Source organism: Achromobacter sp. (assembly GCF_032102605.1).
GTDB lineage: Bacteria > Pseudomonadota > Gammaproteobacteria > Burkholderiales > Burkholderiaceae_B > Achromobacter.
The window spans coordinates 54734-81505 of record NZ_DAMDGT010000007.1; the positions used below are offsets into that span (position 1 = coordinate 54734).

At 66.0% G+C, this 26772-nt stretch carries 20 protein-coding genes; 13 read left to right on the top strand and 7 right to left on the bottom strand.

Features of this window, described 5'->3' with window-relative positions:
* Positions 1-31: 31 nt before the first annotated feature.
* The 6 genes from RT614_RS16900 to coq7 all read right to left on the bottom strand — a co-directional run bounded on the left by RT614_RS16900 (position 32) and on the right by coq7 (position 7485).
* The gene (locus RT614_RS16900) at positions 32-1174 is read right to left on the bottom strand and encodes a glycosyltransferase family 4 protein (RefSeq protein WP_313623282.1); all 1143 of its coding nucleotides are present in this window, start codon (positions 1172-1174) and stop codon (positions 32-34) included.
* On the bottom strand, positions 1175-2524 hold the full coding sequence (gene murJ / locus RT614_RS16905) for a murein biosynthesis integral membrane protein MurJ (RefSeq protein WP_313623283.1): 1350 nt from the start codon (positions 2522-2524) through the stop codon (positions 1175-1177).
* A gap of 1 nt (position 2525) precedes the next feature.
* Complete coding sequence (locus RT614_RS16910; protein WP_313623284.1) at positions 2526-3551, bottom strand: SDR family oxidoreductase; 1026 nt, start codon at positions 3549-3551, stop codon at positions 2526-2528.
* Positions 3552-3562: 11 nt separating this feature from the next.
* A complete protein-coding gene (gene tviB / locus RT614_RS16915; protein WP_313623285.1) occupies positions 3563-4840 on the bottom strand; it encodes a Vi polysaccharide biosynthesis UDP-N-acetylglucosamine C-6 dehydrogenase TviB in 1278 nt (425 codons plus the stop codon).
* Between the two features lie 94 nt (positions 4841-4934).
* Positions 4935-6041, bottom strand: a complete 1107-nt coding sequence (locus RT614_RS16920) for an MraY family glycosyltransferase (protein WP_056325286.1) — start codon at positions 6039-6041, stop codon at positions 4935-4937.
* A gap of 766 nt (positions 6042-6807) precedes the next feature.
* Complete coding sequence (gene coq7, locus RT614_RS16925; RefSeq protein ID WP_313623286.1) at positions 6808-7485, bottom strand: 2-polyprenyl-3-methyl-6-methoxy-1,4-benzoquinone monooxygenase; 678 nt, start codon at positions 7483-7485, stop codon at positions 6808-6810.
* 123 nt (positions 7486-7608) lie between these two features.
* Here coq7 and RT614_RS16930 point away from each other — a divergent pair, with 123 nt between their 5' ends.
* From RT614_RS16930 to RT614_RS16945, 4 genes are all read left to right on the top strand, one after another.
* Positions 7609-8052, top strand: coding sequence for an OsmC family protein (locus tag RT614_RS16930; protein WP_313623287.1), 444 nt, complete (start codon positions 7609-7611; stop codon positions 8050-8052).
* A 116-nt stretch (positions 8053-8168) separates the two neighbouring features.
* Entirely contained in the window at positions 8169-9140 is a 972-nt protein-coding gene (locus tag RT614_RS16935; protein ID WP_313623288.1) for a thymidylate synthase, read from the top strand.
* Positions 9141-9492: 352 nt separating this feature from the next.
* Positions 9493-11556, top strand: a complete 2064-nt coding sequence (locus RT614_RS16940) for a putative bifunctional diguanylate cyclase/phosphodiesterase (RefSeq protein WP_313623289.1) — start codon at positions 9493-9495, stop codon at positions 11554-11556.
* A 71-nt stretch (positions 11557-11627) separates the two neighbouring features.
* Positions 11628-12113 (top strand): dihydrofolate reductase, encoded by a 486-nt coding sequence (locus RT614_RS16945; protein WP_313623290.1) that lies wholly within the window; start codon positions 11628-11630, stop codon positions 12111-12113.
* A gap of 79 nt (positions 12114-12192) precedes the next feature.
* Here RT614_RS16945 and RT614_RS16950 read toward each other — a convergent pair whose 3' ends face one another.
* Positions 12193-13611 carry a PLP-dependent aminotransferase family protein gene (locus RT614_RS16950; RefSeq protein WP_313623515.1) on the bottom strand — a complete coding sequence of 473 codons (1419 nt, stop codon included), beginning with the start codon at positions 13609-13611 and terminating at the stop codon, positions 12193-12195.
* A gap of 156 nt (positions 13612-13767) precedes the next feature.
* On the opposite strand from RT614_RS16950, the gene RT614_RS16955 reads away from it, so the two are divergent.
* The 9 genes from RT614_RS16955 to RT614_RS16995 all read left to right on the top strand — a co-directional run bounded on the left by RT614_RS16955 (position 13768) and on the right by RT614_RS16995 (position 26647).
* Positions 13768-15093: an aspartate aminotransferase family protein gene (locus tag RT614_RS16955; RefSeq protein ID WP_313623292.1), complete on the top strand. Its 1326-nt coding sequence runs from the start codon at positions 13768-13770 to the stop codon at positions 15091-15093.
* A 100-nt stretch (positions 15094-15193) separates the two neighbouring features.
* Entirely contained in the window at positions 15194-16687 is a 1494-nt protein-coding gene (locus RT614_RS16960) for a CoA-acylating methylmalonate-semialdehyde dehydrogenase (protein ID WP_313623293.1), read from the top strand.
* A gap of 241 nt (positions 16688-16928) precedes the next feature.
* Positions 16929-18443 (top strand): M81 family metallopeptidase, encoded by a 1515-nt coding sequence (locus tag RT614_RS16965; RefSeq protein ID WP_313623294.1) that lies wholly within the window; start codon positions 16929-16931, stop codon positions 18441-18443.
* 80 nt (positions 18444-18523) lie between these two features.
* The gene (locus tag RT614_RS16970) at positions 18524-20089 is read left to right on the top strand and encodes an ABC transporter substrate-binding protein (RefSeq protein WP_313623295.1); all 1566 of its coding nucleotides are present in this window, start codon (positions 18524-18526) and stop codon (positions 20087-20089) included.
* Between the two features lie 66 nt (positions 20090-20155).
* On the top strand, positions 20156-21097 hold the full coding sequence (locus RT614_RS16975) for an ABC transporter permease (protein WP_313623296.1): 942 nt from the start codon (positions 20156-20158) through the stop codon (positions 21095-21097).
* 4 nt (positions 21098-21101) lie between these two features.
* On the top strand, positions 21102-22007 hold the full coding sequence (locus tag RT614_RS16980; protein WP_313623297.1) for an ABC transporter permease: 906 nt from the start codon (positions 21102-21104) through the stop codon (positions 22005-22007).
* Between the two features lie 5 nt (positions 22008-22012).
* Positions 22013-23707 carry an ABC transporter ATP-binding protein gene (locus RT614_RS16985; RefSeq protein WP_313623298.1) on the top strand — a complete coding sequence of 565 codons (1695 nt, stop codon included), beginning with the start codon at positions 22013-22015 and terminating at the stop codon, positions 23705-23707.
* Positions 23708-23735: 28 nt separating this feature from the next.
* On the top strand, positions 23736-25142 hold the full coding sequence (locus RT614_RS16990; protein WP_313623299.1) for an amidase: 1407 nt from the start codon (positions 23736-23738) through the stop codon (positions 25140-25142).
* Between the two features lie 29 nt (positions 25143-25171).
* The gene (locus RT614_RS16995; RefSeq protein ID WP_313623300.1) at positions 25172-26647 is read left to right on the top strand and encodes a M81 family metallopeptidase; all 1476 of its coding nucleotides are present in this window, start codon (positions 25172-25174) and stop codon (positions 26645-26647) included.
* The last annotated feature ends 125 nt before the right edge of the window (positions 26648-26772 follow it).

Below are 26772 nucleotides of genomic sequence, written 5' to 3' on the forward strand. Positions count from 1 at the left end.
TGGTCACCGTAGCAACGGCGCGCGCAGGGCTCTAGCGGCCCGATGCACGCACGCCGTCAAAAAGTTCCTGCCATTTCTGCAGCACGCGCGCGGCCGAGAAGCGGTCGCGCACTTCCGTCGCCGCTTGCGCCATGCGCCCGCGGCCATTGTCATCGCTCATGACGGCGTCCAGCGCCTGGCACAGCGCGGGCACGTCGCCATTGGGCCGCACCAGCACGCCGTCCACGCCTTCGCGCACGATTTCGCGCGGGCCCGTATCGCAATCGAACGACACCGCGGCCAGCCCGCTGGCCATGGATTCCAGCAGCGTATTGGACAGCCCTTCGAAACGCGAGGTCAGCACGTACAGATGGGCGCTGTCGTACCAGTCGCCGACATTGCCGGCGCGTCCGGGCATCGATATGCGCGATTGCAGTCCGGCGTCGCGCACCTGCGCTTCCAGCGCGCCGCGCTCGTCGCCTTCGCCCAGGATAACCAGATCCCAGTCGGCATGCGACGGCGCCAGCCGCGCGAACGCCTGGATCAACAGGTCGAATCCCTTGTCCCCGTGCAGCCGGCCGACCGCCAGGAGACGCTTGCGTTCCGGCGCGGCGGGCGGCGTCAGGATGGGTTCGGCGCGCGGCAGCGGAAAGTGGACGGGGTTGGGGATGACCGCCAGCCTTGAGCCCGGAACATGCTGTTCCAGCCAGTCCGCGGTGCCTCGCGTCAGCGCGACCACCCGCGCGGCGCGCGGATACGTCAGGCGGCGCAGCCGCTGCCAAAAGCCCGAGAGGGTCTGGGAGGGCGGATGCGTATGTTCGGTGGCGATGACGCGGCAGCCGAGCCCCGCGCACGCCAGCACGGACAGCACGGACGCCGTGGTCATCATGCCCAGCACGATGTCCGGCCGGAACGCCTTGACCACCTGCCGCAATGCTCGCACGCGCTGCACGTTGCTAAGGATGCCGCGCAGTCCGCCGCCCTCGCCTGCCGTATGCAGGACTTCGCGGCGAACCTTGGGATGCAGCGCATAGACATCGCCCTCGGCGCTTGCCTGCGTCACCACCATGACCTCGCTGCCTTCGGCGGCCCAGTGGGCGCTCAGGTCGGCGGCGACGCGCTCAGCCCCCCCGCCATGCAAGGAATGGATGAACAGCAGGACGCGCGCCGGACGGGCGGAGTCGGCGTTGGACATTCAATCGGCCCCCTTGGGTTCAGCCTTGCGCATCGCCACCACCAGGTAGCAGGCAAAGGAAAGCACATACATGAGGCTGGTTGCCAGCATGATGCCGGCCGCGCCCATTCGGGGCGCAAGCACGGTGTTCAGCACGGCCTTCAGCGCAAAATTGGCGACCGCGATGGCGGCCATGATGCGATAGCGGTTCTGGCTGGCCAGGAGCTGCACCAGGATCAGCACGCCGAAATAGAAGGGCAGCTGCAACAGCCCCCAGCGCAGCACATGCGCGACGGCTTCGGTATTTTCAGCGGTAAAGGCGCCACGCTGGAACAGCACGGCCACGCCCCACGGCGCCAGCACCCAACCCACGGCCACCGCCGCCGCGCCCGCGCCCACCATCAGCAGCGACCACTTGAGCGCCATGCTGCGCGCCCGCGCGGTGTCGCCGCGGGCCTGGACGTCGGCCAGCACGGGCAGCGCGGCGCGTCCCACCGACACCGCACCGATGCCCAGCAACAGGGACAAGAGCCGGCTGGCGTAGCCCAGCGTCGCGTTGGCGTTGGCGCCAAGGTTGGCCGCCGCGTATTGGTCCAGGGGGCCGACAAAGCTCATGGCCACCTGGCCGATCAGCATCACGCCGGCAGCGCTCATCAGTTCGGGCCAGTGGGGAGACTTCATGGACAGGCGCGGCGCGCCCCAGAAATTGCCGTCGGCCCGCGCCGCCAGCCAGGCCAGCCAGGCGGTCTGGATGGCGTAGCCGACCAGCGTGCCCCACAGGAGCGGTCCGACGCCATCGGCACTGGTGGCCAGCATCACCCACGCCAGGGTGGCGACGGCGGGCACGCTGTCCAGCAGGGTATTGACGTGCCGCTCCTGCGCGCGAAGGCGCGCGGCGCTGATGCCTGCAATGAGCAAGAGGGCCGACACGGGGGCAAAGGCGACAAGCAAGTCGCCCGTCATGTCGCGCACGTGGTCGGACAGGCCTTTGCCCAGCCAGTTCACCACATAGGGCCAGCCAAACCACGTCAGGATCGCCAGCGCGATGCCGGCGGCGGCCACCCAGCCCTGGAGCTCACGGATGAATTGTTCTTTTTCGGCGCGCTCGGCGCGGCTCAGCCGCACCAGCACGGGAATCAGCACCACCGACAGCACGCCCACGATCGTGACCGGCAGCCAGGTGGCCATGGTCATCGAGAACTGGTAGGCGTCCACGGCGTCGCTGACGCCGTAGCGGTACGCCACCGCCATTTCCTTGATGGCGCCGGCGGCCTTGCCCAGAAGCAGGAACACCGCCACCCGGAACGCGCCTTTGAAGATGCGCTGATGGTCCGGGTGGATATTGCCGAGTTTTCGGACGAGTGCTTTCAAATCAACGCAGGAATTGCGTGTACCAGGGCATGGCGACTTCCAGGCCTTGCAGCACCGTGTGCGTGGGCGCGTAGCCCAGCAGCCTGCTTGCCTTGCCGATGTCCGCCTGCGAGTGGCGCACGTCGCCGGCGCGGAATTCGCCGTACACCGGCTGCTTGCCGTAGTCCACGCCCTGATTGCCCAGGGCCTGCACCAGGAAGCTGAACAGCTGGTTCAGGGTGCTGCGGCCGCTGACCGCCACGTTGTAGACCTGGTTGCGGGCTTCGGGCGCAGCCATGGCGCCCAGGATGTTGGCCTGCACCGCGTTTTCCACAAAGCAGAAATCGCGGCTGGTCTCGCCGTCGCCATTGATGGTGACGTCCTTGCCCTGGATCATCGCGGCGGTCCACTTCGGGATCACGGCGGCGTAGGCGCCGTCCGGGTCCTGGCGTTTGCCGAACACGTTGAAGTACCGCAGGCCCACGGTTTCGAAACCGTAGGAGCGTGCGAAGACGTCGGCGTACAGTTCGTTGACGTACTTGGTGACCGCGTACGGCGACAACGGCTTGCCGATGTTTTCTTCGACCTTGGGCAGCGCCGGGTGGTCGCCGTAGGTGGAGCTGGACGCAGCATAGACGAACGATTTCACCTTGGCGTCGCGAGCGGCCACCAGCATGTTCAGGAAGCCGCCGATGTTGACGTCGTTGGTGGTGATGGGATCGTTGAGCGAGCGCGGCACCGAACCCAGCGCGGCCTGGTGCAGCACGAAGTCCGCGCCTTCAGCGGCACGGCGGCATGCGTCCAGGTCGCGGATATCGCCTTCGATGAAGGTGAAGCGCGCCCATTGTTCCGGGGTCACCGAGCCTTGCACCTCGTCCAGGTTGCGCTGGTGGCCCGTGGCGAAGTTGTCCAGGCCGGTCACCGACTGGCCCAGCTTGAGCAGGGTCTCCAGCAGGTTCGATCCGATGAAGCCGGCGCAGCCGGTCACCAGCCACTTGCGCGGCGACGCGGCCAGTTCCTGCGTGATGGTCTCAAAACGAGTGGTCATTGCAAAATCCCTTACAGACGCAGATCGGATTCGGCGGGCGACAGCACGTACTTCAGGTCGTACAGAATGTGTTGCGCCTTGCCCAGCTTGCGGATGCCTTCGGCGCCCATGTGCTTGAACTGGCTGTGCGCCACGGCCAGGATCACGGCGTCGTACTTGCCTTCCTCGGGCTTGGCGACCGGGGTCAGGCCGTACTCGTGCACCGCTTCTTCCGTGTCGACCCAGGGATCATAGATATCCACGTCGACGTTGTAGTCGCCCAGTTCACGCACGATGTCCACGACGCGCGTATTGCGCAGGTCGGGGCAGTTTTCCTTGAACGCCAGGCCCATCACCAGGACGCGCGCGCCCTGAACGTGGATGCGGCGCTTGGTCATGCACTTCACCAGTTGCGAGACCACGTAGCTGCCCATGGAATCGTTGAGACGGCGGCCGGCCAGGATGATTTCCGGGTGGTAGCCGATGGATTGGGCTTTGTGCGTGAGGTAGTACGGGTCGACGCCGATGCAGTGACCGCCCACCAGGCCCGGACGGAACGGCAGGAAGTTCCACTTGGTGCCGGCGGCCTGCAGCACGGCTTCAGTGTCGATGCCCATCTTGTTGAAGATCAGGGCCAGTTCGTTGATCAGCGCGATGTTCACGTCGCGCTGGGTGTTTTCGATCACCTTGGCGGCTTCGGCCACGCGGATGCTGGAGGCCTTGTGGGTGCCGGCGGTGATGATTTCCTTGTAGAGCTGGTCGACCAGCTCGGCCACTTCGGGCGTGGAGCCGGACGTGACTTTCTTGATGGTGCTGACGCGGTGTTCCTTGTCGCCCGGGTTGATGCGCTCGGGGCTGTAGCCGGCAAAGAAGTCCACGTTGAACTTCAGGCCCGACACGCGCTCGAGCACCGGCACGCAGTCTTCTTCGGTGGCGCCCGGGTAGACGGTGGATTCGTAGATGACGATGTCGCCGCGCTTGAGCACCGCGCCGATGGTTTCGCTGGCCTTGACCAGCGGCGTCAGGTCGGGTTGCTTGTATTCGTCGATCGGGGTGGGCACGGTCACGATGAACACGTTGGCCTCGCCCAGTTCGGCGCGCTCGGCGGTATAGCTGAGCTGCTTGGCCTCGCCCAGTTCGGCGTCGCTGACTTCCAGCGTGTGGTCGTGGCCAGCCTTCAGCGCATCGATGCGGCGCGTGTTGATGTCAAAGCCAATGACCGAACGCTTCTTGCCGAATTCCACGGCCAGGGGCAAGCCGACGTAGCCAAGGCCCACGACGGCGAGTTTCACATCCTGAATTCGCAACATAACTCTCCCTTCACCGTAGAACGATTACGGCATTTTAAATATGGTCTGGTGATGGATAACCGAGCCCCCGGCGGAGATCGCCGGGGCACTCAAACTAATCGGTGGTTCGCAGGACTGAAGGCAGCAGCAGCCAGCCCGGGCGGCGCCAGGACACGAGGCGCGCATACAGCCAGATGTAGACACTGGCGAAGACCACCAGGCTGGCGCTCAGCGCCCAGGCGTTGTCCCACCAGATCGTGGCTGGCACCAGCCCGATCAGCGCCAGCACCCACATGTACGGGGATGCCAGTGCATTGCACAACGCGGGGACGGCGTGACGCCGTCCGCGGCTGAAGGTCACGCGGACCAGGCGGCGGAACACGAGCTGGTGCAGGTGCAGCGCATCCGGCTGGTCGACGGGCACGCCGCGCTTGAAGCGGCGGCGCCAGATCGAGAAGCCGGTTTCGAATACGGGGTAGAACAGGACGGCCAGCGCGTAGAACGGCGACACCGACGGATTGCGCACCACCAGCAGCACCGCCAGCTCAGCCAGCATGAAGCCCAGGAAGTACGCGCCGCCGTCGCCCAGGAACACGCGGCCGAACGGGAAATTCCACACGAGGAAGCCCAGCGTGGCGGACGCCAGCGCCGCGGCCACCAGGAAGATCGGCACATCGCCGACTTGCAGGGCGACCAGGCTGATCGACACCGCCATCAACGTGGCGACCATGCCGGCCAGGCCGTTCATACCGTCGACGATGTTCAGCGCATGGGTACAGCCGCCCACGGCGAACATGGTGAACAGCAGCGACACAGGCCAGAACGACAGCACGTAATCCACAGGGGCCATGCCGACGCGGCTTACGCCGCCCAGCAGCCACCACGCGATGGCTGCCGACAGGAATGCGGCCAACAGGCGCTTGCTGGCGCCGATGTCCTTGGTAATGTCTTCAAGCAGGCCGGCCACGAAAACGGGCAGCGCCGCAACGAACAGCGCGGGCCAAAGCCAGGTAAGGGTCATGTTGCTGGGGCCGAGGACCAGCAGGCCGGCAAGGGTGCCGGCAAGCACCGCCAGCCCGCCCACGCGAGGCGTCGCGCGGGAATGGTTGGCTTGGGGCTTGTTGAGGTCGCTATCGCCCGTAAACGCGCCATGCCAGCGCTCGGACGCCACGATGAGTCCCCCCACCATGAACGCGACCACGCATATATACAGCCAGGTCACTGGATCACCTCTGGTTGGTCTATCGAGACAGGCCCGCCATTATCGGGGGCAGGTGTAACTCCCATATATGGGAGGGATAAAGAAGTGCAATTCCGCGGCACAGAACGTAACGCGGGGAGGCGGGAAATCCGTCCGCCCCGCATGTGACCGGAAGGCGCTGGCGTGGCAGCGCCCGGCAGTACTGGTTTCATGAATGGATTGTAGATCGTTCCGCCCTGAGGAGCGCGAAATATCCAAGGGAAAATGCGGAGCCTTGAACCTGCCGCAAGCGTGTATGCGGAACCCAGGAGTTGCCAAGCAACCTAAAAACGGGGACACAACAATTGCAGGCAAAAAAAAGCCCGAGATCGTGAGATCTCGGGCTAAATCCACCAAAGGAGGAGGGTGGAGGAGACAACCGTGGCATGCTGGGAGCTGGCCTTCTGCTCGCTGCGCTTCCGGGGTTTTCACCGCGCCGTCTGCGTTTCAACATCCGATGACTGAATAGTACCGAGGTTTTTTGTGCGATGCAAGATTTTTTTTGATCTCTTTTTAAGGCCAAAGCGCGCGTTGCTTTTTTGCCGCAATTTACCGCGCCCCCGGGCGGAAAGCCGCGCCAGTCAATGCCCTCGTCGAAAACCGGGTTAATGCCGAAGGGGTTTACCCGTTACGGACTAACCCTAGACGACAGCGGGTTATCCCACCCTGGAAATTGCACCAAAACAGTGCTGTCCGCACCACGACGCGGCCTCTTTTGCGCATTGCAACATTTCGCCGCGTTCCGTTTTCAGATCCAGTACGCCGTGCTGGTCATGACCTTGGACATCGCCCGCATGGCGGTTTTCACGGGCATGGGCAGGGGTACGCCGCCCGCCTGCTCGGCGCTGGCGCGATGCTGGGCTTCGTCGTCTTTCATCTTCTGGACGATCTGACGTGACCGTTCGTCCTGCACCGGCAAGGTGCGTAGATGTTCTTCCAGGTGGGCTTCGACCTGCTTTTCGGTTTCAGCCATGAAACCCAGGTTGCGCGGCACACCCGCGACGCTGGCCATCACACCCAGCGCGAACGAACCCGCGTACCAGAGAGGATTCAGAAGGCTGGGCCGGCTGCCGAGTTCCGTCAGGCGTTGATTGCACCAGACGAGGTGATCCACCTCTTCAGTGGCGGCGTTCAACAGCAACGCCCGGGGCGCGGGTTCCCGGCATACGGACGCCTGGCCCCGGTATAGCGCCTGGGCGCAGACTTCTCCGACGTGATTGACCCGCATGAGCCCGGCGGCGTGGCGCTTTTCCTTTGGCGACAGGGCCGTCGGCGTTTCCTCTGCCTTGGCCGGATAGGGACGGCCCGCGCTGGCGCTGCCCGACAGCACGCGCAAGGCGCGGTCGGCCTCGGCCAGCAAGGCGTCCAACGGGCCGGGCTGGCGACGAAGCGAAACGGGGCCTGTTCTGGACGACGTAGTGGACATGGCAACTCCTAGGCAAGTCAGCGCGTTCCGCCCCTGATGCGGAGCGGGGTTCTCGTGCCGGGGATTGTACGCAACGGGTATCATCAGCCATTGACTGTGCTCAAGCTCAAGGACGCGACAAAAATGGAATGCACGATCGACTGGGGCGGCCCCAACGGCATGCTCTTTACCGCCAGCACGGGTAGCGGCCACGTGGCCGTGATGGACGGCGCCGTGGACGGCGGCGGGCACAACCTGGCGCCCCGCCCCATGGAAATGCTGCTGGCCGGCACGGGCGGCTGCACCGCCTATGACGTGGTGCTGATCCTGAAACGCGGCCGGCACGCAGTCTCCGGTTGCAGCGTCAAACTGCAGGCCGACCGCGCGGACACCGACCCCAAGGTTTTCACGCGCATTCACTTTGCCTTCACCGTGACGGGCCGCAACCTGCCGAAGGCCGCTGTCGAGCGCGCCGTGCAGCTTTCCCACGAAAAATACTGCTCGGCGTCGGCGATGCTGGAAAAAACCGCCGCGATGACGTTCTCCGTGGAAATCGTCGACACGCAGGAAGCCGCCGCCACAGCCTGAGCCGCGCCCGCGGCGTGGTGTAATTCGGCTTGCTTTTATCTTTACAGGCGCCGCCGCGACGGGTTCGCGGCGGCGCGATTGCGTCGCCCGCCTGACGGGCAAGCGCAAGGACCGCCATGAAACAATATCTGGACCTCGTTCAATCCATCATCGACACCGGCTCATGGCAGGACAACCGGACCGGCATTCGCACTCTGAGCATGCCGGGGGCATCCCTGCGTTTTGACCTGCAACAAGGCTTCCCGGCCGTCACCACCAAAAAGCTGGCGTTCAAGTCCGCCATCGGCGAAATGGTGGGCTTCCTGCGCGCCTCGCGCAGCGCCGCGGAGTTCCGCGAGCTTGGCTGCAAGGTCTGGGACCAGAACGCCAACGAAAACGCGCAATGGCTGGCCAACCCCTATCGCGAAGGCCCGGATGATCTGGGTCCTGTCTACGGCGTGCAATGGCGCCAATGGCCTGCCTACAAGATGCTGGACGCCGGCCGTCCGGCGCAGATCGAAGACGCGCTGGCGCGGGGCTACGCCAAGGTCGCCGACCTGGACGAAGGCGGGGTGCCCAAGGTGTTGCTGTACAAGGCGGTCGACCAGCTTCGGCAATGCCTGGACACCATCCACGAACGCCCGGGCGACCGCCGCATTCTGTTCCACGGCTGGAACTGGGCCCAGATCGAAGAAATGGCGCTTCCGCCCTGCCACCTTCTGTACCAGTTCCTGCCCAACGCCACCACCCGCGAAATCTCGTTGTGCCTGTACATCCGTTCCAATGACGTGGGACTGGGTACGCCGTTCAACCTGACCGAGGGCGCGGCGCTGCTGCACCTGGTGGGGCGCCTGACGGGATACACCCCCCGCTGGTTCACGTATTTCATCGGCGATGCGCATATCTACGAAAACCATCTGCCGATGCTGCGCGAACAATTGACGCGCACGCCGTACGAGTCGCCCCGGCTCGTCCTGTCCGACCGCATTCCCGATTTCGCAGTTACCGGGCGGTACGAGCCCGAGTGGCTGGAAAAGGTGGAACCGAGCGACTTCTCGCTCGCCGGTTACACGCACCACGCCCCCTTGACCGCAGCCATGGCCGTATAAAGAGCGGCCGCGCGCCCACATCTGCCGGGGGCAAACCGCCCTTGGTGAAGATTGGTGAGCTTTTGGAAGCTCGATTTCGGTATAACCCATGCCTTAGCCACGGACGCGCGTCTAGCATGCCGCGCGCCCCGTTGGGTTTCGACCGGCCACTTGGCGCGCAATTCGCAGCGCCCGTACAACGCCGACCGCTGGCGTTGCTCGCCGCATCCCCCATCCCTACAAAGAGAGTGTGAGAATAGCCAGCGTCGAGAGCAGGACCATCCTTGCGACCGGAATGCAACTGTTGACTACCAATTGAATTGAATTCGTGCCCCGCGCAGCGGCCGTATGCGCTCAGGACAGGACCTCATAAATGCTCGTTGGAACTTATAACCCTTCGCTCGTCCTCGTATCCCTAGGGGTCGCCATCCTGGCGTCTTATACGGCGTTGGGTATGGCCAACCGCGTCAAGGCCGCGCAGGGGCTGCCGGCCGCGAAATACTGGTTGGCGGGTGGCGCGTTCGCGATGGGCATCGGGATCTGGTCCATGCACTTCGTCGGCATGCTGGCCTTCAGCCTGCCCATCCCCACCGGCTACGACCTGGCGCTGACGGTGCTGTCGCTGGCCATCGCCATCGGCTGCTCGGCCTTTGCCCTGTGGATCGTCTGCAAGGACGAGCTTCCCTGGCGCCAGCTTGCCGCCGGCGCGCTGCTGATGGGCGCGGGCATCGCCGCGATGCATTACATCGGCATGGCCGCCATGCGCATGGCGCCCGGGATTGAATACGATCCGCTGTGGCTCGCCCTGTCCATCGTCATCGCCGTCGCCGCCTCGGGCGCGGCGCTGTGGATCACCTATCGATTGCGCCAAGACGGTCCGCGGGTCGCGCTGTCCCGGCCGTTGGCCGCGGGCGTCATGGGGCTGGCTATTGTCGGCATGCATTACACCGGCATGGAAGCCGCGGGCTTTCCGGCCGGCAGCATCTGCATGGCGGCCGACGCCGGAATCTCCGCCGGCTGGCTGGCGATCGCCGTGACGGCCGTGACCCTGAGCGTGCTGGCCATTGCCCTGGTCGTCGCCGTGCTGGACAACCGCCTTGAAGCGCGCACCTCCGCCCTGGCCTCTTCGCTGGCCGAGGCCAACGAAGAGCTGGTGCAACTGGCGCTGCACGACACCCTGACCAAGCTGCCCAACCGCATCCTGCTCGAAGACCGCCTGGAACAGGCCATCGAAAGCGCCAGCCGGCGCCGTGGCTATTTCGCCGTGCTGTTCTTCGACCTGGATGGATTCAAGGCGGTCAACGACGCCTATGGACACCACACCGGCGACGCGCTGCTGATCGACCTGGCGCAGCGCATCCGCCAGGCCTTGCGCACGCAGGACACGGTCGCCCGCCTGGGCGGCGACGAGTTCATCGTGCTGAGCGAGGTGCTCGAACCCACCGACGCAGCCAACGTGGCCGACCGGTTGATCGACGCCATCGCCCGCCCCGTCACGGTGTACGGCCACGAAGTGCTTGTCACGTCGAGCGTGGGCATCGCGGTCTATCCCAACGACGGCGAGGACACCCATTCCCTGCTGACCAACGCCGACGCCGCCATGTATCACGCCAAGCGCCTGGGCGGCACGGGCTACAGCTTCTTCGAGCCGTCCATGAACGCGGATGCGCACGAACAGATCGAATTGCTGCACGACCTGCGGCTGGCGCAGGAACGCGGTCAGTTCGTCCTGCACTACCAGCCCAAGTACGAAGCGCCGGCCGGCCCCATCATGGGCGCCGAGGCGCTGCTGCGCTGGAACCATCCCACGCGCGGGCTGGTGGGCCCGGACCTGTTCATCCCCACGGCCGAAAAAACGGGCCTGATCCTGTCCATCGGCGAATGGGTCATCAACGAGGCCTGCCGCCAGATGCGGGAGTGGATCGATGCCGGCCAGGGGCACTGGACCATCGCGGTGAACATCTCGGCGCTGCAGTTCGCCCATGCCAGCCTGGTCGAGACGGTGCGCTCGGCCCTCACGCGGCACAACGTCCCGCCGTCCTGCCTGACGATCGAAGTCACCGAATCCACCGCCATGCGCGATGCCGAAGCCAGCCTGACGGTGCTCAAGCGCCTGTCCAACCTGGGCGTCACGATTTCCATCGACGACTTTGGCACGGGCTATTCGAGCCTGCTTTACCTGAAGCGGCTGCCCGCCACCGAATTGAAGATCGACCGCGGATTCGTCAACCAGCTCGACAACGACAACGAAGATGCCGCCATCGTTTCCGCGATCATCGCGCTGGCTCAGCAGTTGAATCTGCGCATCGTGGCCGAGGGAGTGGAAACGGCGGCGCAGCAGAAGTTCCTGACGGGGCTGGGCTGCGACTCGCTGCAAGGCTTCCTGCTGGGCAAGCCCATGCCGGCCACCGAATTCCTGGAGCATGCGGTGCACTGACGGCCGGCGCCGGCGCAATTTGCTACGCTTACGGCGTCCCGTTGCCCTAACCCTAACCGTTGCAAGCACGCATGCCCGCAAGCCTTACCCTGATCGTCGCCTATTCCACCAACCGCGTCATCGGACGCGACAATGCCCTGCCCTGGAAGCTGCCGGGCGATCTGGCTCATTTCAAGCGCAGCACGCTGGGGCATCCCATCATCATGGGGCGCAAGACCTGGGATTCGCTGGGCCGCCCCCTGCCCGGCCGCAGCAATATCGTCATCAGCCGCAACCCCGACTTCAGCGCCCAGGGTGCGATTCCGGCGCCCACGCTCGAGGCCGCCGTCGCCGCATGCGGCGACATCGAAGAAGCCTTCGTGATCGGCGGCGCGCAGATCTACGCCCAGGCGCTCCCCGTGGCCCGGCGTGTGCTGGCCACCGAGGTCCACGCCGACGTCGATGGCGACGCGTTCTTCCCGCTGCTGCCGTCATTCCAATGGAAGGAAACGGCGCGCGAGCCGCAGCCCGAAGAGAACGGCTACCGCTACGACTTCGTCACCTACGAACGCGCGTAGCGTCTGCTCGTGCCCGTTGCCACGGGCGCTCTGCCCGCCACAACCCGACCGCCCGGCATCGCCGCGCTGACTTCGCCGGCTAGGCCGCGCCGGCATTGCGCATGAACCGCCACAGCGCGGGCGCCGCCGAATACGCCACGTTGAAGCGCACCCAGGGCGTATCCGCCTCATCGGCCTCGAAGTAAGAGCCGGGCGCCAGCCAGATACCGTCTTTCAGCGCCAGTTCCGCCAGCCCGTTGGCGCCGCGATCACGCCATTGGCCGGCCACCCTGGCCCACAGGAACAAGCCACCCTGCGGCCGGCCATAGATTTCGAATCCATGCTGCCGCATCTGCTCGGCGACTTCCACGTGGGCTTGGGCAAGGCGTTCGCGGGTGCGCTCGATATGCGCGCGATACCGCCCTTCGCGGATGACCTGGTGCACGATGCGTTCCATGATTTCGGGCGTGGTCAATCCCACCGCCATCTTGGTGCGTGCGATGTCGCGCACCAGGTCGCGGTGAGCCACGACGTACCCCACCCGAACCGACGGGCTGATCACCTTCGAGTATCCGCCCAGGTAGACGACCCTGCGCGCCCCGTCCAGCGCCGCCAGCATGGGCGTCACTCCCGGCGCCAGCTCCCGCGAGATGTCGTCTTCCACGACCCACAATCCATGCCGCTCCGCCGCCTGCAGGATGCGGAACGCATTGGCCATGCTGATGCTGGCCCCCGACGGATTCTGCAGCGCGGTATTGATGAACAGCGCGCGCGGCCGGTGCTGGATCGCCACCCGCTCCAGCGCGTCGCAGTCCAGCCCGTCTATCGTCCGAGGCACCGCAATGACCCGCAGTCCCGCCAGGCGCAGCAGCTGCAGCAGATTGGCGTAGGCGGGCTGCTCCACGACCACGGTATCGCCCGGACGCAGCAAGGTGCGGATCACCGTGTCCAGTCCGTGCGTCACGCCTTGCGTCAGCAGCACCTGCGAAACGTCGACCTCCATGCCCTGCGCGCTGAGGCTGGCGGCGATGGTCTCGCGCAGCGGCGCATAGCCATAGGGATGCCCGTAGTTGGCGATGCGCATCGCGGGCACGCGCCCCATGTGGCGCAAGGCCACGTGCAGCCCTTCTTCGTTCAGCCATTCGCCCGGCAGCCAACCGCAGCCCGACTTGATGGGGATGGAATGGTCCGCGAAGATGTCCGACAGCAACCAGCCGGCATTCAGCCGGGGCGGTTCCCACGACGGCGGATCGGTCCGGCGCGCAGGCGCATCGGGCGAGGCCACCCGGTAGCCCGCGCCCGGGCGCGCGGCCAGCCACCCTTGCGATACCAGCCGGCTATAGGCGCTGGCCACGGTGAAGGTGCTGACGCCGTACTGGCGGGCGAACTCGCGCACCGAGGGTAGGGACATACCCGGACGCAGGGTCTGCGCCTCGATGGCGCCAAGAATGGCCGCGACCAGCTGCTCGACGAGGGTTGGCGCTGGCCCGCGGCCACGGACGGGTTGGAAGTCGATCACGGCATAACTGTACAGTTGCGGCGACACTAACTATACAGTTAGCGCTAAATGCGCGGATTGTATATTTTCATTCCCTGCGGGACGTTCCAGAATCGTCCGAAATCCGCTGCTCCCCCGCCCGTCGGCGCGGCGGTTATCCCCCCTTCCGGAGTCACCATGAACGCCCCCGCCCAGTTGCCCGACCTGTCCCATCTCTGGATGCCTTTCACTGCCAACAAGCAGTTCAAGGCCCACCCGCGCATGCTGGCCAAGGCCAAAGGCATGTACTACACCTCCACCGACGGCCGCCAGATCCTGGACGGCACCGCCGGACTGTGGTGCGTGAACGCCGGGCACGGCCGCGAGGAAATCGTCGAAGCCATCGCCCGCCAGGCCGGCATCATGGACTATGCGCCCGGCTTTCAACTGGGCCACCCGCTGGCGTTCGAAGCCGCCACGGCGGTTGCGGGCCTGATGCCGCAGGGGTTGGACCGCGTGTTCTTCACGAACTCCGGGTCCGAGTCCGTGGACACGACGCTGAAGATCGCCCTGGCCTACCACCGCGCGCGCGGCGAAGGCCAGCGCACGCGCCTGATCGGCCGCGAGCGCGGCTACCACGGCGTGGGTTTTGGCGGAATTTCGGTCGGCGGGATTTCGGCCAACCGCAAGACGTTCTCGGGCGCGCTGCTGCCCTCGGTGGACCACCTGCCCCACACCCACAACCTGGAGCAGAACGCCTACTCGAAGGGCCAGCCCGCCTGGGGCGCTCATCTGGCCGACGAACTCGAGCGCATCGTCGCCCTGCACGACCCCTCCACCATCGCCGCCGTGATCGTCGAGCCCATGGCCGGATCCACCGGCGTCCTGATTCCGCCCAAGGGCTATCTGGAAAAGCTGCGTGAAATCACGTCCAAGCACGGCATCCTGCTGATTTTCGATGAAGTCATCACCGCCTATGGCCGTCTGGGCGCCGCCACGGCATCCGAATTCTTCGGCGTCACGCCGGACATCATCGCCATGGCCAAGGGCGTCAGCAATGCCGCCGTGCCGGCTGGCGCGGTCGCGGTGCGACGCGAGGTCCACGACGCCATCGTCAACGGCCCGGCGGGCGGCATCGAGTTCTTCCACGGCTACACCTACTCGGCCCACCCGCTGGCCGCCGCCGCGATCCTGGCCACCCTGGACATCTACCGCCGCGAAGACCTGTTCGGCCGCGCGCGCAAGCTGTCGGCCGCATTCCAGGACGCCGCCCACAGCCTGAAGGGCGCGCCGAACGTCATCGACGTGCGCAATCTGGGCCTCGTGTCGGGCATTGAACTCGCCCCGCGCGAAGGCGCTCCTGGCGCGCGCGCCGCCGAGGTCTTCCAGAAGTGCTTCGACAGCGGCCTGATGGTGCGCTACACCGGCGACATCATTGCCGTGTCGCCCCCGCTGATCATCGACGAGAACCAGATCGGCCAGCTCTTCGAGCAGATCGGCAAGGTCCTGAAAGAGATCGCTTAGTATCCCGCGCGGCGCCACCGCGCGGCGCGCCAACCTGACCGGGCGGCCTCGGCGCCGCCCAACAGCTGTTTCACGAATTCCCGCATCGAGCCTTGCATCCATGAAGAAGATTCCCCATTTCATCAACGGCCAACCCTACGACGGCGGCAGCAGCCGCTACGCGGACGGCTTCAATCCGGCAACCGGCGAGATCTGCTCGTCGATTCCGCTGGCCTCCAATGACGACGTCGCGATGGCCGTGGCCGCCGCCAAGGCCGCCTTTCCCGCCTGGTCCGAAACCCCGGCGCTCAAGCGCGCGCGCATCCTGTTCAACTTCAAGGCGCTGCTGGACAAGCATCAGGACGAACTGGCCGAGCTGATCACCCGCGAACACGGCAAGGTGTTCTCGGACGCCAAGGGCGAAGTGATGCGCGGCATCGAGATCGTCGAATTCGCCTGCGGGATTCCCCAACTGTTGAAGGGCCAGTACTCGGACCAGATCGGTGGCGGCATCGACAACTGGAGCATGCGGCAGGCGTTGGGCGTGGTGGCCGGCATCACGCCGTTCAACTTCCCGATGATGGTGCCGTGCTGGATGTTCCCCGTGGCCATCGCCTGCGGCAACACCTTCGTGCTGAAGCCGTCCGAACGGGATCCCTCGGCGTCGCTGCGCCTGGCCGAACTGCTGACCGAGGCCGGCCTGCCCGCCGGCGTCTTCAACGTGGTGCATGGCGACAAGCAGGCCGTGGACGCGCTGATTTCTCACCCCGACGTCGAGGCCCTGTCCTTCGTGGGCTCCACCCCGATCGCAGAATATATCTACGCCGAAGGCACCAAGCGCGGCAAACGCGTGCAGGCCCTGGGCGGCGCCAAGAACCATCTGGTCGTCATGCCCGACGCCGACCTGGACCAGGTCACCGACGCGCTGATGGGCGCCGCTTATGGTTCCGCCGGCGAACGCTGCATGGCCATCTCGGTGGCCGTGGCGGTGGGCGACGTGGCCGACAAGGTCGTCGAACGTCTCATCCCCCGAGTCAAGGCCCTGGTCGTCAAGGACGGGATGCAGCCGGACGCCGAGATGGGCCCCCTGGTGACCGCGCAGCACCGCAAGAAGGTGATGGGCTACATCGAAGACGGCATCGCCAGCGGCGCCGACATGGTGGTGGACGGGCGCGACCTGAAAGTCGCCGGCAACGAAAAAGGCTTCTTCCTGGGCGGCACGCTGTTCGACAACGTGAAGCCCGCCATGAACATCTACCGCGAAGAAATCTTCGGGCCGGTGCTGTGCATCGTGCGCGTGCCCGACTTCGCCAGCGCGGTCGAACTGATCAACGCACATGAGTTCGGCAACGGCGTCGCCTGCTTTACGTCCGACGGCGGCGTGGCGCGCGCATTCGCCCGCCAGATCAAGGTGGGCATGGTCGGCATCAACGTGCCGATCCCGGTGCCCATGGCCTGGCATTCTTTCGGCGGCTGGAAGCGTTCGCTGTTCGGCGACCACCACGCCTACGGCGAGGAAGGCATCCGCTTCTATTCGCGCTACAAGAGCGTGATGCAGCGCTGGCCCGACAGCATCGCCAAGGGCGCTGAGTTCACGATGCCAGTCGCTAAGTAATCCCCCCCCGAAGCGCTGCGCGCTTCCCCCCCAGGGGGGCGTCGCAGCGGCCTGGCGAAGCCAGCTCCGCGCGACCTGGCTTGGGGCGGTTTGCCAATTTGTGGCGCTGTCTTTCTTTTGTTTTGCTTTGGTTGGTTTGCTCTGGGTGGTTTGCTTGGGTGGCGCATCGCGCCACCGGGAAGTGACATAAGCGCGGCGTGGGCCGCGCTATTCGAATATCTGTACGACAAGGGGATCCCTGATGCGTATCGGGATAGGCGGCTTTCAGCATGAAACCAATACGTTTGCGCCGTCGCGCGCCGGTTGGGAGGATTTTGCGGACAAGGGTGGGGGGTGGCCCAAGCTGGTGAGCGGGCCGGCGATGTTTCAGGCGGTGGCGGGCGCCAATATTCCAGTCGCGGGATTCATCGAAGCCATGGGGCAGCACACCTTGCTGCCTGCCACCTGGGCGGCGGCGAGCCCCTCCGGACATGTCACCCGCGACGCGTTCGAACGCATCAGCGAGATGATCCTGCGGGGGCTGTCGCAGGCGATGCCGCTGGATGGCGTGTACCTGGACCTGCACGGCGCCATGGTGACCGAGCACCTGGATGACGGCGAAGGCGAGCTGCTCAAGCGCGTGCGGGAACTGGTCGGGCCCGGCGTGCCCATCGTGGCCAGCCTCGACCTGCATGCCAACGTGACCCGCGCGATGGTTCGCCATGCCGATGCGCTGGTCTGCTATCGCACCTATCCCCACATCGACATGGCCGAGACCGGCCAGCGCGCCGCGAGCCTGCTGGCGTTGCGGCTGGCGGGCATGCCGCGCCATTACGCGGCGCTGCGCACCCTGCCCTTCCTGATTCCCCTTTGCTGGCAATCCACCGACATCGAACCGGCTCGCAGCCTGTACCAGCTGCTCGGCGATATCGAGTCGCGCGGCGGGGCGACCAGCCTGTCGTTCGCCACGGGCTTTCCCGCTGCGGACTTTCCCGAATGCGCGCCCACCGTGTGGGCCTACGGCATGACGCAGGCCGACGCCGATGCGGCGGCCGACGAAATGGCGCGAGCCGTCCTGAACGCGGAGCAGGATTTCGGCGGCAAGCTCTACACGCCGGACGAGGCCGTTCAGGAAGCGATGCGGCTGGCCCGTGACGCCACGCGGCCCGTGGTCATCGCAGACGCGCAGGACAATCCGGGCGCGGGCGGCAGCTCCGACACCACCGGCGTGCTGCGCGCGCTGATCCGGCACGATGTGCGCGACACGGCCATTGGCCTGATTGTCGACCCCGCGGCCGCGCTGGCCGCGCACCGCGCCGGCGCGGGAAACAAGGTCCGGATTGCACTGGGTGGACATTCGGGTATTCCCGACGACGAGCCGCTGGAGGCCGAATTCATCGTCGAAAAAACGTCGGAGGGACGCTTCGATACGCATGGCGCGTTCTATCGCGGCTTTCACATGGACCTGGGCCCCAGCGCCTGCCTGCGCATCGGCGGCGTGCGCATCATCCTCGCCTCCAACAAGGTGCAGATGGCCGACCAGGAAATGTTCCGGTTCGCCGGCGTGGAGCCCACCCGCGCGGCGATCCTGGTGGTGAAAAGCTCGGCGCATTTCCGCGCCGATTTCGCGCCCATCGCGCAAACCATCCTGGTGTGCGCGGCCCCTGGCTCCATGCTGATGGATGCGGCAAAACAACCATGGACACGGTTGCGTCCCGGCATCAGAATGGCGCCTTGCGGGCCAGTGTTCGACGGCCGGTCCGTTGCCACAGCCTGACCCTCGCGCGCCGCCAATGCGCGGCGCGTTAACGACGTAGCGGCCAACCACGCCGCTCACTACGCTTCAAGGGGAAATACATGCTCAAGTTTGTCCGAGCGGCCGCGCTGGCCGGTGTCACTCTCGCGATGGCTCATGGGGCCTACGCCGAGACCGTCATCAAGACGGTGATGCACTCGCCTCTGCGCCTGACCGATCCGCACGCCACCACCGCATATATCACCACGTGGCATGGCTACATGATCTACGACACCTTGCTGGCCACCGACGCCGACAACAAGGTGCAGCCGCAGATGCTTGAGAAGTGGGAAGTCTCCCCCGACGGCAAGACCTACACCATGACCTTGCGCCCCGGCCAGAAATGGCACGACGGCAAGCCGGTCACGTCGGAAGACTGCGTCGCGTCGATCAAGCGCTGGGCAGCCGGCGACGGCATGGGCCGCACGCTGCTCAAGTTCACGGACAAGATCGAAGTCATCGACGACAACAGCTTCCGCATCGTCATGAAGGAACCCACGGACCTGGCGCTGCGCGCCCTGTCCAAGCCCACCGGCACCGCGCCGTTCATGATGCCCAAGCGCATCGCGGAACAGGCCATCGGCCAGCCCATCACCGACATGACGGGATCGGGTCCGTTCAAGGTCATCGAATTCAAGCCGGGCGTGAAGACCGTCTACGCCAAGAACGCCGACTACGTGCCGCGCAAAGAGCCCGTCAGCGGCCTGGCCGGCGGCAAGGTCGTGCATGTGGACAAGGTCGAATGGGACGTCATGCCCGACGCCCTGACCACCGCCAACGCGCTGCTCGGCGGCGAGATCGATTTCGTCGAACAGTTCCCGTACGACCTGCTGCCCATGATCGAGGGCAACAAGGACCTGAAGGAAGAGTCGCTCAGCCCGGTCGGCTACTTCACGATGTACCGCTTCAACTTCAAGTACCCGCCCTTCAACAACAAGAAGATCCGCCAGGCCGCCATGTACGCGATCGGCCAGGAAGATGTGATGAAGGCGCTGGTCGGCAATCCCAAGTACTGGAAGACCTGCGCTTCGTTGTGGGGCTGCGGCACCCCGCTTGAAAGCGATATCGGCAAGGACATGGTCGTTCCGTCGAACATCGACAAAGCCAAGGCGCTGCTGAAGGAAGCGGGCTACGACAACACGCCCATTCTCGTGATGCACGCCACGGACGTCGGCACGCTGTCGGCGCAACCGGTCGTGATGGCGCAGGCGCTGCGCAAGGCCGGCTTCAACGTCAACCTGGCGGCGATGGACTGGCAGAGCGTTGCGACGCGCCGCGCATCGAAGGCGGCGCCCGCGGAAGGCGGCTGGAACATCCACAACACCAACTGGTACGCCACCGACGTGATGGACCCGGTGCGCTCGGCCCCGGCAGCCGCCAACGGCGACAACGCCTGGTTCGGCTGGCCCGAGTTCCCGCAGATCGAAGAACTGCGCACGAAGATGGCCTTGACCGCCGACCCGGCCGAGCAGAAGAAGATCTCCGAAGAAGTGCAGCGTATCGGCATCGACGAAGGCCTGTACGTGCCGCTGGGCCAGATGTCCGTGCCCACGGTCTACTCGACCAAGCTCTCGGGCCTGGTGCATGCGCCGGTCTTCGCGTTCTGGAACGTCAAAAAGGCCCCTTGAAGGGCGAAGGGCCCGCGCGAGGCGTCCTGCAGTACGCGCGGGCCTTACTAGTAACGGGGGAAATACATGCTGGCATTTGTCTCACGCCGGCTCCTCGCGACCATCCCGGTTCTGGTGATGGTCGCGGTGGTGGTCTTTGCGATATTGCGTTTCAGCCCGGGCGATCCGGCCATCATCATGGCTGGCGACGGCGCCACGCCCGAACGTATCGTCCAAATACGGCAGACGATGGGCCTGGACCAGCCGGTCATCAAGCAGTTCTTCATCTGGGGCGGCAAGCTCCTGCAAGGCGATTTGGGCACCTCGCTCATGTCGGGCGTTCCGGTCACCAAGCTGATCGCCCAGCGCCTTGAACCTTCACTTAGCCTGGCCGTGCTGACGCTGGTGTTCACGCTTCTTGTCGCGATTCCGCTCGGCGTGCTGGCCGCGTGGCGCCAGGGCAAGCTGCTGGACCGCGCGGTGATGGGGTTTTCGGTGCTGGGGTTCTCGGTCCCGGTGTTCGTCACGGGATACCTGTTGATCTGGGCCTTCGCCATCAAGCTGGGCTGGTTCAACGTGCAGGGTTACACGCCGCTGGAAAAAGGCTTCTGGCCCTTCCTGCACCGGCTCATACTGCCGTCGCTGGCGCTGTCCACGGTGTATGTGGCGCTCATCGCCCGCATCACACGCACCAGCGTCATCGAGGTCATGGGCGAAGACTTCATCCGCACTGCCCGCTCCAAAGGCCTGGGCGAGACCGGCGTACTGCTCGGCCACGCGCTGCGCAACGCCGCCGTGCCGATCGCCACCGTCGTGGGCGTGGGCATCGCGCTGCTGATCAGCGGCGTGGTCGTGACCGAATCGGTGTTCAACATCCCGGGCCTGGGCCGTCTGGTGGTGGAAGCCGTGCTGGCGCGGGACTACCCCGTCATCCAGGGCCTGACGCTTTTCTTCGCGTTCGTCTACGTGTTCATCAATCTAGTTGTCGATTGCGCCTATACGGTGTTCGACCCGCGGATCAGGTACTGACACCATGCAAACGCCAATTGATTCCGCTGCGCAAGCGGCCGCCGACCTCCCCGGAGGCGGCACACCCCACGTCACTGCCTGGCGGCAGATCCGCGAGGGGCTCAAGAGCTGGCCCGTCATGCTCGCGCTCGTCGTGCTGGCGGCCATCGTCGTCATCGCCCTGTTCGCGCCGCTGCTGGGCACGGTCGATCCCACCCTTCTCAATCCCGGCGCGCGCCTGAAGCAGCCGTTCACCGACTACCTGCTGGGCACGGACGCCTTCGGCCGCGACGTCTGGTCGCGCGTGGCCTACGGGGCGCGCATCTCGCTCATCGCCGGGCTGGGCGCCGCCGTGGTCAGCGTCGCAATCGGGCTGGTCATCGGCGTGATCGCGGGCTGGTTCCGGTCGCTGGACGGCCCCATCATGCGCACCATGGACGCCATCATGGCGATCCCCGGCATCCTGCTGGCGATCGCGCTGGTGTCGGTCACGGGTGCCAGCATCACCACCGTGCTCGTGGCCATCACCATTCCCGAGATCCCGCGGGTGGTGCGCCTGGTGCGCGGGCAGATCCTCAGCGTGCGCGGCGAACCCTACGTCGAGGCCGCGCTGGCGCTGGGCACACCGCTGCCGCTGCTGCTGTGGCGCCACATGGTGCCCAGCACCGTTGCGCCGCTGACCGTGCAGGGCACGTACGTCTTCGCATCCGCCATGCTGACCGAGGCGATCCTGAGCTTCCTGGGCGCGGGCATCCCGCCCGAAATCGCGTCCTGGGGCAACATCATGTCCGAAGGCCGCATGTATTTCCGCATGCTGCCCGGCCTGATCCTGTTCCCCGGACTGTTCCTGTCGCTGACCGTGCTCAGCGTGAACATCCTGGGCGACGCCTTGCGCGACGCGCTGGATCCCAAAATGGTGCGCAGGATCTGATGCCGATGACCTACTCCCCCAATCCCCCCGCGGGCGACACCTCCTCCGCCGTCCTGGCCATCCGCAACCTGTCGGTGGAAGTCGCCGGCGCCGGCAACCGCGTCGTGCGCAACCTCAGCCTGGACGTGCATGCCGGCGAAACGGTCTGCGTCGTCGGCGAATCCGGTTCGGGCAAGTCCGTCACCTCGCTGGCCGTCATGGGCCTTCTGCCGAAAGGCATCCTGGGCATCAGCGCCGGGTCCGTCCGCGTCGAGGGCGAAGACGTCGCGACCGCCACGCAGCGCCGGTTGCGTGAACTGCGAGCCACCCGCATGGCCATGGTCTTCCAGGAGCCCATGACCGCGCTGAATCCCGTGCACACGGTGGGCAAGCAGGTCGACGAAGTGCTGCGGCTGCATCGCAAGAACATGTCTTCGGCCGAGCGCCGCGCCAAGGTGCTGGACATGTTCCAGTCGGTGCACCTGCCCGACATCGAACACATCTACGACGCCTATCCGCACCAGTTGTCGGGCGGACAGCGCCAGCGCATCGTCATCGCGATGGCGCTGATCCTGGAACCCAAGCTGCTGATCGCCGACGAACCCACGACCGCGCTGGACGTCACCACGCAGAAGCAGATCCTGGCGCTGATCAAGGAACTGCAGGTCAAGCACCAGACCGCCGTGCTGTTCATCACGCACGACTTCGGCGTGGTGGCCGAGATCGCGGATCGCATCGTCGTGATGAACCGCGGCGACCTGATCGAAAGCGGCACGCGTCACGAAATCCTGGCCGAACCCAAGCAGTCCTACACGCGCCGCCTGGTGTCGTCCGTGCCCAGCCTGGTGCCTTCGCGCCGCGACGCGCCCGCCGGCGCGCCGGTGCTGCACGTCAAGGGGCTGGGCCGCACGTACGGCGGCAAAAGCTCGCTGTTTTCGCGCAAGGCGGCGCGCAACGTCGTCGCCGCCACGGACGTCAACCTGACGCTGCGCAAGGGCGAGATCCTGGGCATCGTCGGGGAATCCGGGTCGGGCAAGTCCACGGTGGCGCGCTGCATCGTGCGCCTCATCGAGCCCACCGCCGGCCACATGATGATGGGCGGCGAAGACCTCAGCACCTTGTCCGGATCCGCGCTGCGCCCCGTGCGCCGGCGCATCCAGATCGTTTTCCAGGACCCGTACCGCTCGCTGAACCCGCGCCGCACCGTCGGCGAGTCCATCATCGAGGGCCTCTTGAACTTTGGCGTGTCGCGCGAACAGGCGTTGAAGCGCGCCGGCGAAACCCTGAGCGTCGTCGGCCTGAGCCCCGACGCCATGCGCCGCTATCCGCACCAGTTCTCCGGCGGCCAGCGCCAGCGCATCTGCATCGCGCGCGCGCTGGTCATGGATCCGGAAATCCTGGTGGCGGACGAGGCGGTCTCCGCGCTGGACGTGTCCGTGCAGGCCCAGGTGCTGGAACTGCTGGAGCAGGTGCGGGAACGCACCGGCGTGGGTGTGCTGTTCATCACGCACGACTTGCGCGTGGCTGCCCAGATCTGCGACACGATCATGGTCATGCAGCGCGGCCAGGTGGTCGAGACCGGCACGGCCGAGACCGTCCTGACGGAACCCCGCCACGAATACACGCGCGCGCTGATCGACGCCGCACCGGGACGCGATTGGGACTTCCGCAATTTCCGGCCCATCGCGGCCGGCCTGATGCCCGCCGCCCCCGCCGCCTGACGCCCCAAGTCCACAGGAGTCGACCGAAATGTCGCAACCGCATGAATTGTCCGCCCGGGAACTGCTGGACGCCTATCGCAGCAAGACCCTGTCGCCCGTCGAAGCCACGCGCTCCGTGCTGGAACACATCGACCGCTGGGAGCCCCGCCTGAAAGCCACCTACGCGCTCGACCCCGACGGCGCGCTGGCCCTGGCGCGCGCCTCGGAGGCCCGCTGGATGAAGGGCGAACCGCAGACCTGCGGCGGCTACACCCTGGACGGCGTGCCGGCCACCATCAAGGAAAACATCGCCACCCGCGGCGTGCCGATACCGCTGGGCACGGCGGCCACCGATCTGACCCCGGCCGCGGCCGATGCTCCGCCAGCCGCCCGGATGCGCGAAGCCGGCGCCGTGGTGCTCGGCAAGACCACCATGCCCGACTACGGCATGCTGTCATCGGGACTTTCCAGCTTCCATGAGCTCACGCGCAATCCGTGGGATCTTTCCAAGAACCCGGGCGGCTCCAGCGCAGGCGCCGGCGCGGCCGCGGCGGCAGGCTATGGCCCGCTGCACATCGGCACCGACATCGGCGGCTCCGTCCGCCTGCCCGCGGCCTGGTGCGGCATCGCGACGCTCAAGCCCAGCCTGGGCCGCATCCCCATCGACCCGCCGTTCATGGGCCGCTGCGCCGGCCCCATGACCCGCACCATCGCCGACACCGCCCTCATGATGGGCGTGCTGTCGCAGCCGGATGCGCGGGACCACATGAGCCTGCCGTTCCAGGAATTCGATTGGCTGGACCTTGAGCACGACGTGCGCGGCCTGCGCATTGGTCTGCTGCTGGACGCAGGCTGCGGCCTGCCGCTGGACCCGGAGATCCGCGATGCGGTCGAGGCGGCCGCGCGCGCCTTCGAGGCCGCGGGCGCCATCGTCACGCCGATGCAGCCCTGGATGACGCCGTCCATGCTCGACGGCGTGGACCGTTTCTGGCGCACCCGATCGGCCATCGACCTGTCCGCGCTGTCCGAAGAGCGCCGCGCCAAAATCCTGCCCTTCATCCGGTCGTGGGCGGAAAGCGGCGGCGGCCAGAGCGGCGAAGCCGTGTTCCGCAGCTACTACGAAACCCTGAACGTGCGCGCCCGCACCGTCGCGGCCTGCGCGCCGTTCGACTACGTGCTGTCGCCCGTCGCGCCCGTCGTGGCCTACAACGCCGAATGGGCTTCGCCCACCAATGACGTCGCGACCACGATGCACCACATCGGCTTCACGCTGCCCTTCAACATGAGCGAGCAGCCCGCCGCCTCGGTCAATTGCGGCTACACCAGGGCGGGCCTGCCCATCGGGCTGCAGATCGCTGGCGCGCGCTTCGACGATCTGGGCGTGCTGCGCGTGTCGCGCGCCTGGGAACAGATGCGCCCCGCGCAGCGCCCATGGCCTGTTCCCCCGACGAACTGACTTTCCACGGCAAACCACAGGAACTCCCCATGCGTTGGCTTTTGGCAATGATCAAGCACGAGACGAACACGTTTTCGCCCGTGCCGACCCCTCTTGAACGCTTCTTCCGCGGCAGCCCCGAAATCCTGGCCGGCGAACGCGCCATCAAGGCTTACGAAAACACCGACAGCGGCCTGGGCGGCTACATCGAGGTCGCCCGCCGCGAGGGCGCCGAAATCGTGGTGCCCGTGGCCGCCGAATCCTGGCCCAGCGGGCCGACCAGCGCCGCCACGCACGAGCGGCTTTGCGCGCTGGTGCTGGACGAGGTCAAGCGCGGCGGCTTCGACGCCATCCTGCTGGACCTGCACGGCGCCATGGTGGCCGAGGGCGTCGAAGACGCCGAGGGCGACCTCCTGCGCCGGCTGCGCGAGATCGATCCCACGACGCCGGTCGCCGTGACGCTGGACATGCACGCCAACATCTACGACGACATCGTGCGCAACGCCACGGTCATCAGCGGCTTTCACACCTATCCGCACGTGGACATCCGCGACGCGGGCGTGCGCGCGGCCAACGTCATCGTCCGCACACTGAAGGGCGAGATCAAACCCATCATGACCTGGGCCAACAAGCCCATGCTGCCGCACATCATGTGCCAGGGCACCCATGCCGCCCCCAACAAGCCCCTGCAGGAACGCTGCAAAGAGCTGGAGGCCAATGGCGTGCTGGCGGCTTCGGTGTTCGTGGGCTTTCCGCACGCGGACATCCGCGAGGCCGGCCTGAGCGCCGTGGTCTGTACGGACGGCAACCTTGCCAGCGCCGAACAACACCGCGACGAACTCCTGGAACGCGCCTGGTCCGGCCGCGCCGACTGGGTGTTCCATTCCGAACCGCTGGCGCCCACCATCGCGCGGGCCAAGGCCATCGAACAAGGGCCGGTCGTCCTGCTGGACCATTTCGACAACACGGGCTCGGGCGGCACCATGGACACCACGGCCGTGCTTGCCGAAGTGCTGCGCCAGGAACTGGACAGCGTGGTGTTCTACGCCATCTGCGACCCGCAGGCGGCCCTGGAGGCTGCGGCCGCTGGCGTAGGCAGCACCATCACCTTGAAGGTGGGCGGCAAGCTGCCCATGCCGGCCATCAAGGAACCTAGCGAACCCCTGGAAGTGACGGGCCGCGTCAAGCTGGTGTTCGATGGCGTCTACCTGAACCGCGGTCCCATGTACCGGGGCGTGCGCAACGACACGGGCCTGACCGTCGTCATCGACACCGGCCGGGTCGAAATCGTGGTGGTGTCGCGCCACCAGGAACCCTTCGACATCAATTGCCTGCTGTCCGCCGGCATCGATCCGCTGCAAAAGCGCTATGTCGTCCTGAAAAGCCGGATCCACTGGCGCGCGGGGTTCTCCGACATGGCCACGCACATCATCGAATGCACCGGCGTCGGCGTCACCACGTCCGACTACAGCCAGCTCGAATTCAAGAACGTGCGCCGCCCGATCTATCCGCTGGACCCTCTGTAATCGCGACGGATTGTCGACAAAAAAGCCGGCGCCCATGCGCCGGCTTTCATTTTGAAATCTTCGGTAACGTCGAACGCGCCGGGTTAGACACGTGTCTCGGTATACTCCGGCGCGGGCCTTACAGG